This window comes from Prevotella sp. oral taxon 376 (assembly GCF_003043945.1).
GTDB lineage: Bacteria > Bacteroidota > Bacteroidia > Bacteroidales > Bacteroidaceae > Prevotella.
Window position 1 is genome coordinate 1,332,940 of the sequence record NZ_PYXG01000001.1, and the last position, 14,561, is coordinate 1,347,500.

The 14,561-nt window shown below is 41.2% G+C and carries 12 protein-coding genes, 1 rRNA gene and 2 pseudogenes (1 of these 15 running past the window's edge); 7 read left to right on the plus strand and 8 right to left on the minus strand.

From position 1 onward, the window contains the following. The first annotated feature begins 564 nt into the window (after positions 1-564). The 3 genes and pseudogenes from ltrA (at position 565) to C7120_RS05755 (ending at position 4,382) form a co-directional block, all read left to right on the plus strand. Entirely contained in the window at positions 565-2,235 is a 1,671-nt protein-coding gene (gene ltrA, locus C7120_RS05740; RefSeq protein WP_107620234.1) for a group II intron reverse transcriptase/maturase, read from the plus strand. A 103-nt stretch (positions 2,236-2,338) separates the two neighbouring features. Continuing rightward, positions 2,339-3,322, plus strand: a pseudogene (locus C7120_RS05750) (DNA methylase); the annotation flags it as partial. Between the two features lie 124 nt (positions 3,323-3,446). Then, complete coding sequence (locus tag C7120_RS05755; protein ID WP_107620731.1) at positions 3,447-4,382, plus strand: IS982 family transposase; 936 nt, start codon at positions 3,447-3,449, stop codon at positions 4,380-4,382. A gap of 388 nt (positions 4,383-4,770) precedes the next feature. Here the strand turns inward: C7120_RS05755 and C7120_RS05760 are convergent, their stop codons facing one another. From C7120_RS05760 to C7120_RS05780, 5 genes are read right to left on the minus strand one after another with little or no spacing between them, the layout of a single operon-like run. Beyond that, complete coding sequence (locus C7120_RS05760) at positions 4,771-6,477, minus strand: DUF2326 domain-containing protein (protein WP_107620732.1); 1,707 nt, start codon at positions 6,475-6,477, stop codon at positions 4,771-4,773. Then, positions 6,468-6,722, minus strand: coding sequence for an ABC-three component system middle component 6 (locus tag C7120_RS05765; protein ID WP_233247032.1), 255 nt, complete (start codon positions 6,720-6,722; stop codon positions 6,468-6,470). The genes C7120_RS05760 and C7120_RS05765 overlap by 10 nt, the downstream gene beginning before the upstream one ends. Continuing rightward, positions 6,698-7,681, minus strand: coding sequence for an ABC-three component system protein (locus C7120_RS05770; RefSeq protein ID WP_146154204.1), 984 nt, complete (start codon positions 7,679-7,681; stop codon positions 6,698-6,700). Before C7120_RS05770 ends, C7120_RS05765 begins: the two co-directional genes overlap by 25 nt. 30 nt (positions 7,682-7,711) lie before the next feature. Next, complete coding sequence (locus C7120_RS05775; protein WP_107620734.1) at positions 7,712-8,023, minus strand: helix-turn-helix domain-containing protein; 312 nt, start codon at positions 8,021-8,023, stop codon at positions 7,712-7,714. Further along, positions 8,007-8,360 carry a helix-turn-helix domain-containing protein gene (locus C7120_RS05780; protein ID WP_107620735.1) on the minus strand — a complete coding sequence of 118 codons (354 nt, stop codon included), beginning with the start codon at positions 8,358-8,360 and terminating at the stop codon, positions 8,007-8,009. Before C7120_RS05780 ends, C7120_RS05775 begins: the two co-directional genes overlap by 17 nt. Positions 8,361-8,581: 221 nt before the next feature. Between C7120_RS05780 and C7120_RS05785 the strand changes: the two genes are divergently transcribed. Together C7120_RS05785 and C7120_RS05790 are read left to right on the plus strand one after the other, a co-directional pair. After that, positions 8,582-8,860 (plus strand): helix-turn-helix domain-containing protein, encoded by a 279-nt coding sequence (locus tag C7120_RS05785; protein WP_107620736.1) that lies wholly within the window; start codon positions 8,582-8,584, stop codon positions 8,858-8,860. A 37-nt stretch (positions 8,861-8,897) separates the two neighbouring features. Further along, entirely contained in the window at positions 8,898-9,200 is a 303-nt protein-coding gene (locus C7120_RS05790; protein ID WP_004366620.1) for a helix-turn-helix domain-containing protein, read from the plus strand. A gap of 49 nt (positions 9,201-9,249) precedes the next feature. On the opposite strand, the gene C7120_RS05795 is transcribed toward C7120_RS05790, so the two are convergent. Further along, positions 9,250-9,612 carry a hypothetical protein gene (locus C7120_RS05795; RefSeq protein ID WP_107620737.1) on the minus strand — a complete coding sequence of 121 codons (363 nt, stop codon included), beginning with the start codon at positions 9,610-9,612 and terminating at the stop codon, positions 9,250-9,252. Between the two features lie 15 nt (positions 9,613-9,627). Next, entirely contained in the window at positions 9,628-10,863 is a 1,236-nt protein-coding gene (locus tag C7120_RS05800; RefSeq protein WP_107620738.1) for a site-specific integrase, read from the minus strand. Positions 10,864-11,449: 586 nt separating this feature from the next. Between C7120_RS05800 and C7120_RS05810 the strand changes: the two are divergent. Then, a pseudogene (locus tag C7120_RS05810) lies at positions 11,450-11,623 on the plus strand (helix-turn-helix domain-containing protein); the annotation flags it as partial. 150 nt (positions 11,624-11,773) lie between these two features. Here C7120_RS05810 and C7120_RS05815 read toward each other — a convergent pair. Continuing rightward, on the minus strand, positions 11,774-12,259 hold the full coding sequence (locus C7120_RS05815; RefSeq protein WP_146154205.1) for a hypothetical protein: 486 nt from the start codon (positions 12,257-12,259) through the stop codon (positions 11,774-11,776). 1,011 nt (positions 12,260-13,270) lie between these two features. On the opposite strand from C7120_RS05815, the gene C7120_RS05820 reads away from it, so the two are divergent. After that, positions 13,271-14,561, plus strand: a 16S ribosomal RNA gene (locus C7120_RS05820); it runs 242 nt beyond the window's last position.

The window sequence follows — 14,561 nt, forward strand, 5'->3', positions numbered from 1 at the left end:
CGGTTGGGACAAAGTACACTTTCCGAAAGGACAAGACAGAACCGTGAGGGAAAGTCAAGTGCGGTTAGTATCATACCGCAGAGTGGCGAGGCTGGATAGTATGGTTAGCGTAAGCGAACTGTTAGTAAACTTCGTAATGTCGTAAATGAGTGTAAGATACTGGTACACTCTTCCCAAAAGGGAAGCGGTCAGTTAATCCTCTCCATGGTAGGATTACACGGATATAAGCACCGCCGGAGGATGAGACAGAACCTAACCTATCCGTTAGTTATCTATGTGGAACATGGTAAGCCTGTATATCTCCTGTCATGTCAAAGTGGCAGGTAAGCTGACAGCAATGGAAGCTGAACGGTGTGCAGGTATAAGATAACAGAAAAAGCGAATGCCGTTCTGTAATGGAACGGATACGGATTGAGCCGACATCACGAGTTGATTTGGGCGACATCACCCGACACGAAAGTGGGCAGACTTCTGTGACAATATTCGGGAGGCAAGATACCCGACTGTTGTCTAATGGTAATTCTTTACAATTAACTTTTAGAACTTTCAAAAGAAGGAATGCAAATGAACGAAAACAAAACATCGTGTGCACCTGCTGACAATCAGCTGACACTTTGGGACAGCATAGACTGGACCAAGGCAGAGTTGGCTGTCAGAAAGCTACAAGCACGTATTGTAAAGGCTCAAAAGGACGGCAGACACAATAAGGTGAAAGCCTTACAGTGGACGCTGACCCACTCTTTTTACGCAAAAGCCTTAGCCGTAAAGAGAGTAACTTCTAACGGAGGTGGCAACACCCCTGGGGTTGACATGGAGACATGGGATAAACCCGAAACAAAAATGCAAGCAATAAACGACCTCAGACGCAGAGGCTATCAGCCGAAGCCCCTGAGAAGAGTTCACATCAAAAAGAGCAATGGCAAACTGCGCCCATTGGGAATACCGACAATGAAAGACAGAGCCATGCAAGCACTCTACCTCATGGCATTGGAACCAGTGTCCGAAACTACAGCCGATACTCGTTCATACGGGTTCCGCAAGGAACGCCGCTGTATGGACGCTGTAATGCAATGCCATAATATTCTCCGAAAAGGCTATTCTCCCGAATGGATTTTGGAGGGTGACATCAAAGGATGCTTCGACCATATCAGCCACGAATGGCTACTCGCCAACATCCCTATGGACAAGGCGATGCTCCGCAAATGGTTGAAATGCGGCTATATCTTCAACAAACAGATGTTCCCGACGGAGGAGGGTACACCACAAGGAGGTATAATCTCCCCGACGCTTGCCAATATGGCATTGGATGGATTGCAGAAAGTTCTCGCAGAGAGGTATAAAAGAAGAACCATAAAAGGGAAACATTATTCCCCCATGGTGAATTTGGTACGCTATGCCGATGATTTTATCATCACCTGCGAGAACAGGGAAACGCTTGAGAACGAAATCAAACCATTGGTTGCCGAATTCATGGCTGAAAGAGGTTTAACCTTATCAGAAGAAAAGACTGTGATAACCAATGTCCGTGACGGGTTCGATTTTCTCGGTTTCAACATCCGCAAATACGGTAATGAAATATTGACCAAGCCGACCAAGAAAGCCGAAAAACGCTTTATGGAGAATATTCGTAAGGTGATAAAAGGCAACAAGGGTTGCAGGCAGGAGTCCTTAATCAGAATGTTGAATGCTAAAATCCGAGGATGGGGAGCATACTATCAGCATGGCGCAACGCGTGATTCCTTTCACAGAATTGACCATCAGATATTCCTCTCCCTATGGCAATGGGCTAAACGTCGCCACTCCAAGAAAGGAAAGCGATGGATTAAAGACCGCTATTGGCATAATATCCGAGGTAACAGTTGGACTTTTGCAGCCAAGTTCAAGAAATCAAATGGAAAGGAAGACCAACTAGCACTGTTGACTTTGACTTCCTCGTTCCCCTTTCTGCAATATACGCAGATAAAAGGAGATATGAATCCGTTTGACGTGGACTGTCGTTTATACTTCAACCAAAGAATGAAGTCGAAAATGCTTGTTTCACTGAAAGGGCGTAAGTCTTTGCTTCACCTATGGGAAAAGCAGGGTAGAAAATGTCCAATATGTGGTGAGCCGATAAACACGCACAAGGCATGGAATGTGATGCCTACCGTCCAAAACGGACGAAAATGCAACCTATTGGTTCATGACGAATGTTTCAAATTATCCCGCAAATCCAATGACAACAACAAGAAGTAATATGAGCCGGTCTCTATATAAGAATAGGGATTTAGAAAAGCTTGAGCCGTATGAGGGGAAACTCTCAAGTACGGTTCTTAGGGGGGAAGAGGGCAGTAATGCCCTTGACCTACCCGATCGTCCTTCCGACTTGGAGCAGAGGGACGGGAGAGCCGTGCGTAAGGGGAACGAGGTCGCCAAATTTCATGCGGACAATAAGGTGGATGTCATCATCTACGCCGTGGAGAAGTCGCTCGATAGCTATAAATTCAATCTGTTGCACAACAAGCAACTCTTCATCGAACAGCTTAAAAACAACCGTATGGGTAGCCGTACCATTGATGAGGGAAGTATGGACGAGAAGTCGGGAATGAATTTCTCCGAATATGTAGCCATCCTCTCGGGGAATACCGACTTGCTGGAAAAGGAAAAGTTGGAAAAGAAGATTGCCGGCTTGGACAGCGAACGGCAGGCGTTCATACGCAGTAAATCATCCTCCCGAAGCCGATTGGACGAAGTCGTGCGGACGGTGGACGGCAACAAGGAGCTGATTGCCCGTTTCCAAAGCGACTGGGACTTGTACCAAAGCCGTGTACAGAAGGATAAGGAGGGCAATATTCTCAATCCGATAACGCTCAAAGGGGTGGAAGGAAGCGACCCGAAACGCATTGCTGCCAAACTCGCGGAAATCAACGAGAAAGCCTGCACACGGGGAGAGTATTTCAATATCGGAATGCTCTACGGATTTAATCTCGTGGTCAAGACAGAATCCTCCTCCAAAGATCTGTTTGACCTTTCACAGAACAAATTCTTCGTGATGGGAGAAAGCGGAATGAAGTACAGCTACAACAACGGCAGGATTGCGGCAGACCCGCAACTCGCCTGCATGAACTTCCTGAACGCTTTGGAAAAGATACCCGGCTTGATTGAAAAGTATCAGGCTGACACGGAAAAGATAGCCAAGGATATTTCTGTTTTGCAAGAGGTCGTGAACGGCTCTTGGAAGAAGGAAGAGCAACTTAAAGACCTCAAAACGGAACTTGCCGCCCTTGACCGAAAAATCCAGCTTTCCCTAAAACCGATTGAGCAGGGAGAAGAGAATGTAGAAACCCCAATTCGGGATAAGCAGTTCTTCTTTTCCTCAAAAAAAGTTTTAATAAAAGCCTAAAAAGAGGATTGTTTTTTGTATATTTACTGTTGAAAATCAATCATATAACAAAATAACAATCCTCATGAAACTTGTCAGCAAAGTTACGGAAATCTATTGTATTGCAGATGATTTTTGCAAAGAATATAATTTAGAATTGAACAAAACCTCTCTTTCTCTCTCAAACCCCTCTGCCGATAGTCCAAAACATCGCAAGAGAAAAGGGCGAATGAGTGATGCTGAAATGATCACAATTCTTATTTTGTTCCACAGCAATACATTTCGGAATTTCAAACATTTCTATCTCTTTTATGTTTGCCGAGAGCTAAAAAAAGAGTTTCCCGCCCTGCTCTCTTATACACGCTTTGTTGAGCGTATGCCTCGTATTGCAATACCTCTATTGCTCTTTCTCAAACTGGGATTAATGGGAGAGTGTACAGGAATAACCTTTATCGATTCTACACGTATTCCAGTGTGCGAAAATAAGAGACAATCCCGTAATCGCGTATTCAAAGGGTACGCTCAAAAGGGGAAAAGTACAATGGGATGGTACTATGGCTTCAAACTTCATCTTTTGTGTAATGAACGAGGAGAACTACTCAATTTTGCTCTAACCCGAGCCAACGTAGACGACCGTAACCCAAAAGTATTCAACGATTTGACGAAAGATTTATTTGGAAAATTATATGCTGATAAAGGTTATATTTCTCAATCACTTTTTGCTTCACTCTTTGATAGAGGTGTGCACATCGTAACTGGAATACGAACTAATATGAAGAACAGATTAATGGATGTGCATGATAAAATCATGCTTCGCAAGAGAAGTATCATAGAAACTATCAATGATATGTTGAAGAACGTTGCACAGATAGTTCACACGCGCCATAGAAGTATCTCTAATTTCATCGTTAACCTTTTAGCTGGTATAGCTGCGTATGCTTTCTACGACACCAAACCTTCCATCAATATCGAGTTTGAGAGGGAAGAAAAGCAGGATGTAAAACAGCTCACGTTATTCTAACCTATAATTTGCGTGAAACAATTATACTTCGGTTTTAGGTCAAGGCCGAAAGGATGCGTGTGCGGTTTAAGAAACTCATGAAAGAGCGTTTCTTAAACAGAATTGGGGTTAGAAGAGCAGAAAGGAAAGGAGGAGGATGTCTTAGGGCAGTCCCGTCCGATTGAGCCTGCCACTAACGCACCCTCCGTCTGCACGCTCTCGGCTCAAACCGGCAGACAGCCCAAAAACGTGGGGCAGAGTATCAGAGATACACAGCCCCTTACGGACGGTGTGCCGTTATTGGCAAGCAAGGCCTTTGTTCCTAGACCAAAAAGACTATAAAGAATGATAAAGGTGTGATGAAATAAATAATATTACGCCTTTATCTTACACTCTGATGTCAAATGATTTAATTCTCTATTTTAAACAATTTACTTTCCTGTGATAGTTCAATAATGAATAAAGAATTATCTTGTAATTGTTCTGGTAATTTATCTTTTAGAATAGACGCAACAAACTGTATATTTTCTTCTTCTACAACCTTTGCAATATCAATTAGCTGATTATCGCTCATCAACTCTTTTTTATCATTAAGAAGAAAATGAACACATGGAATATTCATATCATCTGCAAACATTGTATAGGCAATATCAAAGCATGAAATTTCACCCATTTTCTTTCCTGAACTTAAATTTGCATTAAAGGATGAAAATTTATAGATATAACTATTTGTTTTTTTGTATGGAATTTGTTCGACTTTAATAGCATACTCCTCATTATATAGACGCTTAGATATTGATGAGAAAAACAGATTGAATTTATCTATTTTTTTTTGAACTCCATCTTTGAAAGATTCAGAAAATTGATTTTCATCAATTCTTCTTAAATCTGCTTGTATCTCAGATATTGAATTTTCCACCATTTCTATTTGACTAATAATATCTTCATATTCGCCCTTCTGTTGGAATTTCTCATTCAATTCATTAATGATAGTTTCTAAATCATCATATGTGTCTGACTTCACAACTTTTTTCGTTAAGGAATCTTCTTTCTCAAGTAATTCTTTTAATCTTCTTCGCAAATCTTTTATATCCGCCTCTAATGTAGGTAATTCACTAGTTATAAAAATAATCTTATTTTCAACCATCTGGTTGTGATAAGTCACTAAGTCATTGAATGTCTTTTGTAATGTTGGAATTAATGCTTTTGCTTGTTTATAGATAAGTGCTAGCTGTTCCAAGTCGATTTCCGATTTGAGATTTATAGCAGCTTCTTGAGCTTCTATAATCATTTCTTTTCTGATATTGAGAATATTAAGTTTTGATGTTAATGAATTTATATCATATTTTACTTTATTCAGTTTCTCTAAATCAGACTCAAAATTTGGATTTATGTTCAAAGAAGATTTATTAGCGTTAAGCTCATTTATCTTTGCATCAACTAGTCCTAGTAAAGACTTGTATGTACTTTTATCATGTGCTTTTTCTAATTTTAATTTGAAATTTACTTCAGACTTTAACTTCTCGATTTTTTCTTGTCTAACTTCGCCTTCTTCATATTGACAACCAAACATAAATAGATATAAAGTTTCATACTCTGCATCAGATGTATATGGGTTTAGTGTTTTTAAAACATTATTGATACTCTGATCGCTATACCTTATATTGTGAGATATAATCTGACGAAATGAAGGCTTTTCTGTGCGAATACCCAAAATTGCAGATTCTAATTCTTTTTCAAAATCATCTTCTCTGCATTGAATACCATTTATTTCACGTATAGCTTCTGACCTTTTCTTGAAATTACGCCTAATAACTACATCTTCTTTTGTAAAATCATTTGTTAATGCCAACTCAATTATAACATTAGTATCAAACAAAAAATCTTTAACTTCTTTATGCTCGTCTTTTGTGTTAGCAGGATCTGTATAAATAACTTTTGCATTTTTTCCTAGACAGAAATCTATTAGCCGTAAAACTGTTGTTTTCCCAACATTATTTCCTGTTTCTGTGCTTGAACTTGGAGTGTTGTCTACGATTAAGTTAAGACCTGGATGAAACTCTATATTTCGAATTTCACCATTATCATTAAATATCCTAAGAAATTTTATGAACATAGTATTACTTTCTCCTTTTTAAGTTTTGCGACATTTATAAGATATAACCAATCAAGACAAAGAATATAAACAGAAAAAGACATTTTAACCTCTTCTAAAACTGCTTGATACAATTCCAAAAGTTCTTGTTCCTTTGTTTCTTGTAAAACTTTTAAAACCAAGGCACCATTATAGTATATACTATTTTTAGGTCTAATATTATCAGGCATTAACATAACAATCAAGGTTTTTCGAATATTTTGCATCTTATAAATGAATCGACTAAGACAATATCCACATATAATTCTAGATCATTTTCATTAAATTGTTCTAGATTTGAACTAAGGGATAATTTTTTCTTGATATTTTTGGCTATTTCATTATACAATGAATCACCATTGAATTTTTCCTTATTGCTCAAGTACTCCTTATTTATAGTATGTAAAACAGCCATACTTTTATTTTTCCCTATTTTGTCATATTCATCATAAACCTTTTGAATAGTAGTATAATATACACTATATTGAGCAATAATATCTTTAAATACAGACAAGTTGTTTTTTATTATTTTCTTTTCAATGTCAAATTCAGAGGTGTCAAAATTCACTTCTTTAAATTCTTCTTTCGCTAATTCGTTTATCACATATGCAATGCCAGTTTCTCTCTTTTGCTCTTCCGTATCAAAAGAGAGTTCTTTTTTTACAAGATTATAAATCGCTTCTATTTTTTCTATAGGAAGATCTTTTATATAGACAAGAAGAGTTTTGAGATCAATGATATCCTTATTGGGGTTGAATTCTATGCCTTTAGGTACGGAGAAATATTTTTTTGTAAGTTTATCTACTTCTCGTGCCAAAGAAAGAAATTTAAAATTATAACCATTGAACTTTGCAATTGGTATTTTATTTAGTGAATTTTGTATTTTCTCTTTTGTCAAAGTTGATGAAACTTGAATAATAATAGCTTCTGTATTGTATATCAAGTCTATTCCTGGCATATTATTCCTTTCTGCATTTGCGTTATATAAATTCCAGTCATATATACAATTCAGCAAGTGCATAAAAAAGCTCTCTGAATGAATATTAATATCATTCAAATTAAGAGTTCCTCTATTTACAATCCTAAATGCAAGAAAGGATAAACGCTCTTCAATATAATTGAAATAATCCATTAACTTCATAGTGAAATATTTGAATAAAATATCCCAATTTGCAAAGTTAGTCATTATTTCTGTAAATGAAGAAAGGATTGTCTTTTATGTTCTGTTTTTTCTCCTCCGTTTCTTATTCTCGGTGAAATGGTGCTCCATAAAGGCGGTTATCTCCGACTCCAAATACCACGTCTTGTGATAGACGATGTGGTAAGGAAGTGTTCCCGAATCTCGGTAACGTTGCAAGGTACGCTTGCTCACTTGAAGCATCATGCACACCTCTTGATTATCCAGCAGCGGTTCTCCGTCTATCATCGGACGTTGGGGGATGTCGGGAGCCGTCTGTTTCAAGTCATCGAAACGCTTCATGATGCGTTCCATCCATTCAAGGAAAGTCTCTCTATCCAATAGTTCCATCCTTTATCTTCCTGCTTTTAAGTTCGAAGTTATGCCGTAGCTCTTTCAGGTTCTGAGGATTGCAGTACAGGCTCTTGTTTCGTATCGCCTCCTCGATGTCGTGCAGGTCATAGTAGCAACGTCCGTAGATCATCTTGTAACTGATTCTGTCCGCACTGCGCATACGCTGAAGGGTACGCTTGCTGATGCCGAGAATCTCGGCTAACTCATCATTGGTAACAAGGCGGTTCTCATACTCTATCTTTGCCTTTTCCTCTTTCTCCACATACCGGAGGATTTTCTCTATTTTGCCCATCAGTTCGTGGTAGGCTTTGCTTTCGATTGTTATGACATCCATGACGCTTTGAATTTGATTATGCTGCAAAGTTCGGGAGTTAAAACCGTCCGGATTGTATGCTAAATATGTACTGAATAGAGATTTTTCTGTCTGCTTCCAAAAGTCATACGACAAAAGCATCCATATTGAAGCCACAAGTACGCAGTAAAGGAAATGTTGGTTTTGAATACTTACTCCGTAAGTACATTTGCACAAAGTGTAACATTAAAACGGACAAGAATATGGAAGTAATAACAATCGAGAAGAAAGCGTATGAAGCCATGATGGAACGTTTTCGCATTTTGACCGCCAAAGTCGATGCCCTGTGTCGGGAGTGTGACGAAAAGCGTATGGGCAGGTGGCTGGACAATCAGGATGTCTGCCAAATCCTGAACATCAGTTTGCGTACCCTGCAAACTTACCGCAGCAACCGGATGCTGCCCTATACGCAAATAGGGTATAAGATGTTCTACAAGCTGGAGGATGTCGGGAAACTGCTCGAACAATCCTCTGCTTTATGACCAATAGATAATATCACCACTAAATCCGATGTAAAATATGGACAACGATGTAAAGACCAAGAACAATGAAGAGATTGCGCACTTTCTCAACGCGAGCGACCGTATGATAAAGGGGATAGATGTCCTGCGGAAAAAGAACAGACCTCTGCTTAACGGGCATCGCTATCTAACGGATGATGAATTATCCCGCCTGTTGCATATCAACCGGCGCACGTTACAGGATTATCGTAATATGGGGAGAATCTCCTTTGTCAAGTTAGGCGGAAAGGTACTCTACCGGGAAGAAGATGTGGAAAAACTGTTGCAGGAGAATTATCGCCCTCGGTTTGAGAAGCCTTGACAGAGAAACAGGCAGTAAGAAAAATGCTTCTTACTGCCTGTTCTCATATTCAGTTGTACCATCCACCTTTGCCATAACACACAAGTAATGGAGGACTTGTTCTCTTCTTTTCGGTCAGTCTTCCGATTATCCATTGACGGAAATTCTTGATTTGTGGAGAGGCAAATCGAAACGATAGCATCGTTATCATTTCAATATTATATAAATCTACCGCACCGTCCTTGAAAGATAAGGTTCTCATCACCTCATCTTCTCTGAGTAAGCCCTCTTTGAAGATAGACTTGATGTGGCTGTTTATCTTACCGGAGAATACGCCGAACAAATCGGCTATTTCACAAGCCGACATCCAAACGGGAGCTGTCGGGATATATACTTTTCCGTTCTCTCCAATGGTTATGATTTCTCTTTTCATCGTTCCTCCTCCTTATTATATAGTGATACCATTGAACTGCTCTATCTTACTCAGTTTGTCGGAGAGTGCCACCATGTCCCGACTTTCCTTTTCATGGGTGATTTTGGCGTAAATCTGCGTGGTGCGAATATTCGTGTGTCCGAGCATCTTGGAGAGGGTTTCGATGGGAACGCCGTTGGTCAGGCAGATTTCCGTCGCCATAGTATGGCGGCTGGTATGCCACGTAATCTCTTTTTCGATACCGCAGAGTCCGATGATTTTCTTGATGTTCTTGCAGGCGGTCATATACTGCGGAACGGGCAGGAGGTAATCCTCCTTCGCCATGCCATCGTACTTCTCGATAATCTGCTTCGGAATATCCAAAAGCATGATATTGGACTCCACACCTGTCTTTTGTCGCTTGGTCATAATCCAGAGTTTACCGTCAAAGGAAGTCTGAAGGTTACCTTTGGTCAGGTTCTTCATATCGGTAAAGGACAAGCCGGTAAAACAGCAGAAGACGTACAAATCCCGAACCAGCTCCATTGATTTACGCCTGAATTTCAAATCCAACAGCCTGCGGATTTCATCCTTGGTCAGATAGTCCCTGTCTGTACTCTCGGCGGATATGCTGTAATCCACGAACGGGTCACGGACTATCCATCCGTGGTTCTGGGCAATGGTAATCATACGGCGCAGGGGCATCATGTAAATCCATACCGTGTTGTTACAGCATTGCTTTTCGGTGCGCAGGAAGATGTCGAAGTCGGTAATAAAAGCCGGAGTGAGTTCTTTCAAAGCAATGTCGCTAACACGGTAGCGGTTCTTGATGAACTCCTCCAGATGCTTATAGACCGTGCAATACTTGTGGTAGGTGGATGGGCATCGCAAGCCTGCATTGACCTGTTTGAAAAAGTCCTCATTGTGCAGGGCAAAGACTTTCAGCAAGGTTTCGTGCCTCATTTCCAAGCCCAAGAAAGCATTCTTCACTTTCTCGGCAGTGACATAGTTGTCTCTTTCGGCTATCTCCTTGTATTTGGCATTGATACCGACACGTATCTTGTCTAAGAAACGATTGGTTTCCAACGCCACGGTACTTTTGCCCGAAGCACGGTTGCTCTTGATGTCCCACAAGTCGGGATGGATGTCGCATTTGCAACAGAACTGGGCTATCGTACCGTCAATGGTGATACGACACATCACGGGAACGGAACCGTTCTTCTTGGGGGCGTTCTTTTTGAGGTAGAACAGAACCTTAAACGTACTACGCATAACTCTGACTTTTTACGGTTTACAAAACTATTCATTGTCAGGTTATTTGTTGCTATGCAAAACATTGTCGTTCAATGGTAAAGAAACAGTCCGCAAATTATTTGCCTGTTTCCTTTCATCGAAGTACCTTTGCAGGAGGTAATCCCCGAAGTTCAAATCGGATTTTGCACTGTTCGTTACCGCTTTTCCCAATCCTTACATGCAAAGAAGGTGGTAATGTTTTGGTAACGCTGCTCTGTCCGAAGTAGGCATAAGCCTGTCTTTTGACGGTTTTCGGACAAATGGCTTAAAAATCAGAACTGACTGACTCACAATTCATTCACGCTATTCCGCCTTTTCTTGAACCTGGGGGATAGATTTTTATATAAAGTATCTTCATTTTTTATCTCCCGTTTGAGTTCAAAAATCCTAGAATGAGTAGAATCGTAGAAGATTGAATCCTGAATATTGACTTGTCCTTTGACAGATACAGTAGAAAACAATAGTATCAAAACAAGACTTATTTCTTTTATACTAATTATGTTCATCATATTTATTTGAAAGCAGATTGCCAATCTATATTATGCCTATTAAGCTTTAAGACTCCCTCACAAGCAAGGATGTGGGCGAGCGACTGTATATTAGCCCCCGCACCTTGCAGGACTATCATCGGGACAGGAAGGTTATTCCCTATACGCAGTTTGCAGGGAAGATACTCTACAAGGCTTCGGATTTAGAGAGGATGTTGCAAGAAAATTATAAAAATAGCCTTGCAATTTGAATATATGCAAAAAGGAGGGTGTTTCAGTTTACTTTTACACACCCTCCTCAGTATTGTTCTAAATCTATCAACACAAGTTACCACCTTTGTTTCTACCATTATCTCTACAGGTAAAGGATCTCTCGTGAAACAGCGCTTTGTAAACAATTTTTACCGAATCTTTGGCCACATTTTAATTGTCTTCATACTTTCGGTAGGCGGATAAGTCAAAGTCCAATTATTTTTTTGCAGGTCTTTCAGGCTTAAATCATATCTGACCAAGAGGGAATACTTGACATGAGAGTCTCTTTTCTCAAGTTTCTCTGCATCAAACACAAATACCATTAATGTGTCGCTCGGAATTATTTTATTCCCTTTATAACCTTTAAAAGTCATTTCATATGTGTCATGTGGGTGTAAGGAAAGTGCTTCGTAGTTAAAACTATAAGCCTCTACTTTGTAAATCTTAGGCTGATTAAGCACCCCCAAGTCTGTTATAGTAGTATCTGGATATTTAGTATCTTGAGCAATATACAAAGCTGTCCCAGTACCATTATAAAAAGTAATATTATTATGATTATTTTCATCTTCAACAGGTCTACAACTTATGCAGACGCAAGATGTCAATAGTATAAATATAAGATGATAAGGATTCATAGCTTTATTGTTTTAATTGTAAAGTATCAAATAAATCTGGTATTAGTATAGATGGTCCGAATACATAGTCTGCCCCTCCCAAAAACATAATGCCATTTCTCAGTACAGATTGATTGTCGGGGCTATCAATGGATTTGGCCCAATTATACCCTACGATTGTTTTTTTTCATATTTTTTTAGATCGTGTATTGATGAGGTATGACTTACATGAATACATACTGGGTATGTCAAGAGAATATAGGTATTCAATTCAGATTAACACATAATAATGAAAACTCTTATTTTTTGCCTATCTGCATGCATCCCCAAAAGTTTGTATCAAATTAAAATTCTTTCCATAGGCATACTCTAATATGTGGTAAACATTCGCAATAATACTAAAAAAATCTTCAATTTGCAAAGATTTGCTCTGTAAAAATTATACGGAGCCTGTATTTTTAATATTTGACTATCAAAAGTCGGTAATATTTCCTAATGTGATACATGTCTTTTAACCGTTACTTACCTGTTTGACTTGTCATTTAAACGACTAGGCAAACTCGTCGGCAGGCATCACATCGTATCACATCACATAGCACAGATAGTACTGATTAAGCAATTTAGGATATATATATATAATAATGTGTAAAGATTCTCTTGACTTGATATTAGTCAAGAGAAGAGAGGAAATCATAGAAAAATAAAAAATATTTCTCGGAATATTTGGAGGATATAAAAAATCTATTTACCTTTGCACTCGCTTTCGCCCATTTTGCGGGTCGTTAGCTTGATATTTTTCGTTCTTTGGCATTCTTACATAGAGAGACAGGTAGTACAGGAAGTCCAGGCATTCTCCTTCCCGGCGCTCGTTGCCCGGTTTGGTTTTTGCCTGTCATTTTTCAGGAAGAGTCCGTTTTTCCCTTTTCCTTGATTGGTATTGGGAAGATTCCACGGATTCCGGATAGCCGTTCTGACCGGATCGGCGCGCGCCGTTTCCTTTTTTGGGAATTTGGCGCCGCCACATGATTTTTTACAATGGAGAGTTTGATCCTGGCTCAGGATGAACGCTAGCTACAGGCTTAACACATGCAAGTCGAGGGGCATCATGTCGGTTGCTTGCAACCGATGATGGCGACCGGCGAATGGGTGAGTAACGCGTATCCAACCTGCCCCCGGCCGGGGTATAACCCGTCGAAAGGCGGCCTAATCCCCCATGTAGTCCTCTGAGGTCCTCCGATGAGGATGAAAGGTATTTTTCCGGCCGGTCGATGGGGATGCGTCCGATTAGCTTGCTGGCGGGGTAACGGCCCACCAGGGCTTCGATCGGTAGGGGTTCTGAGAGGAAGGTCCCCCACACTGGTACTGAGACACGGACCAGACTCCTACGGGAGGCAGCAGTGAGGAATATTGGTCAATGGGCGGAAGCCTGAACCAGCCAAGTAGCGTGCAGGATGACGGCCCTATGGGTTGTAAACTGCTTTTGCGCGGGGATAAATTGGGGAACGTGTTCCCCTTTGCAGGTACCGCGCGAATAAGGACCGGCTAATTCCGTGCCAGCAGCCGCGGTAATACGGAAGGTCCTGGCGTTATCCGGATTTATTGGGTTTAAAGGGAGCGCAGGCCGCCCCTTAAGCGTGTTGTGAAACCCGGGCGCCCAACGCCCGGCCTGCAGCGCGAACTGGGGGGCTTGAGTGCGCGCAACGCCGGCGGAATTCGTCGTGTAGCGGTGAAATGCTTAGATATGACGAGGAACCCCGATTGCGAAGGCAGCCGGCGGGAGCGCAACTGACGCTTATGCTCGAAGGCGCGGGTATCGAACAGGATTAGATACCCTGGTAGTCCGCGCTGTAAACGATGGATGCCCGCCGTTGGCACTTGGTGCCTTCGGCCAAGCGAAAGCGTTAAGCATCCCACCTGGGGAGTACGCCGGCAACGGTGAAACTCAAAGGAATTGACGGGGGCCCGCACAAGCGGAGGAACATGTGGTTTAATTCGATGATACGCGAGGAACCTTACCCGGGCTTGAATTGCTGAGGACGGCGCCGGAGACGGCGCTTCCCTTCGGGGTCTCAGTGAAGGTGCTGCATGGTTGTCGTCAGCTCGTGCCGTGAGGTGTCGGCTCAAGTGCCATAACGAGCGCAACCCCTCTCCGTAGTTGCCATCGGGTCATGCCGGGCACTCTTCGGACACTGCCGCCGCAAGGTGTGAGGAAGGTGGGGATGACGTCAAATCAGCACGGCCCTTACGTCCGGGGCTACACACGTGTTACAATGGCCGGTACAGAGAGTCGTCCGGGCGCGAGCCCGGCCCAATCCCTAAATCC

What these genes read in the sequence shown, in the direction of transcription:
- ltrA (WP_107620234.1), top strand. Translation starts at nt 565, where the DNA reads ATGAACGAAAACAAAACATCGTGTGCACCTGCTGACAATCAGCTGACA.
- C7120_RS05755 (WP_107620731.1), top strand. Translation starts at nt 3,447, where the DNA reads ATGAAACTTGTCAGCAAAGTTACGGAAATCTATTGTATTGCAGATGAT.
- C7120_RS05760 (WP_107620732.1), bottom strand. Translation starts at nt 6,477, where the DNA reads ATGTTCATAAAATTTCTTAGGATATTTAATGATAATGGTGAAATTCGA.
- C7120_RS05765 (WP_233247032.1), bottom strand. Translation starts at nt 6,722, where the DNA reads ATGCAAAATATTCGAAAAACCTTGATTGTTATGTTAATGCCTGATAAT.
- C7120_RS05770 (WP_146154204.1), bottom strand. Translation starts at nt 7,681, where the DNA reads ATGACTAACTTTGCAAATTGGGATATTTTATTCAAATATTTCACTATG.
- C7120_RS05775 (WP_107620734.1), bottom strand. Translation starts at nt 8,023, where the DNA reads ATGGAACTATTGGATAGAGAGACTTTCCTTGAATGGATGGAACGCATC.
- C7120_RS05780 (WP_107620735.1), bottom strand. Translation starts at nt 8,360, where the DNA reads ATGGATGTCATAACAATCGAAAGCAAAGCCTACCACGAACTGATGGGC.
- C7120_RS05785 (WP_107620736.1), top strand. Translation starts at nt 8,582, where the DNA reads ATGGAAGTAATAACAATCGAGAAGAAAGCGTATGAAGCCATGATGGAA.
- C7120_RS05790 (WP_004366620.1), top strand. Translation starts at nt 8,898, where the DNA reads ATGGACAACGATGTAAAGACCAAGAACAATGAAGAGATTGCGCACTTT.
- C7120_RS05795 (WP_107620737.1), bottom strand. Translation starts at nt 9,612, where the DNA reads ATGAAAAGAGAAATCATAACCATTGGAGAGAACGGAAAAGTATATATC.
- C7120_RS05800 (WP_107620738.1), bottom strand. Translation starts at nt 10,863, where the DNA reads ATGCGTAGTACGTTTAAGGTTCTGTTCTACCTCAAAAAGAACGCCCCC.
- C7120_RS05815 (WP_146154205.1), bottom strand. Translation starts at nt 12,259, where the DNA reads ATGAATCCTTATCATCTTATATTTATACTATTGACATCTTGCGTCTGC.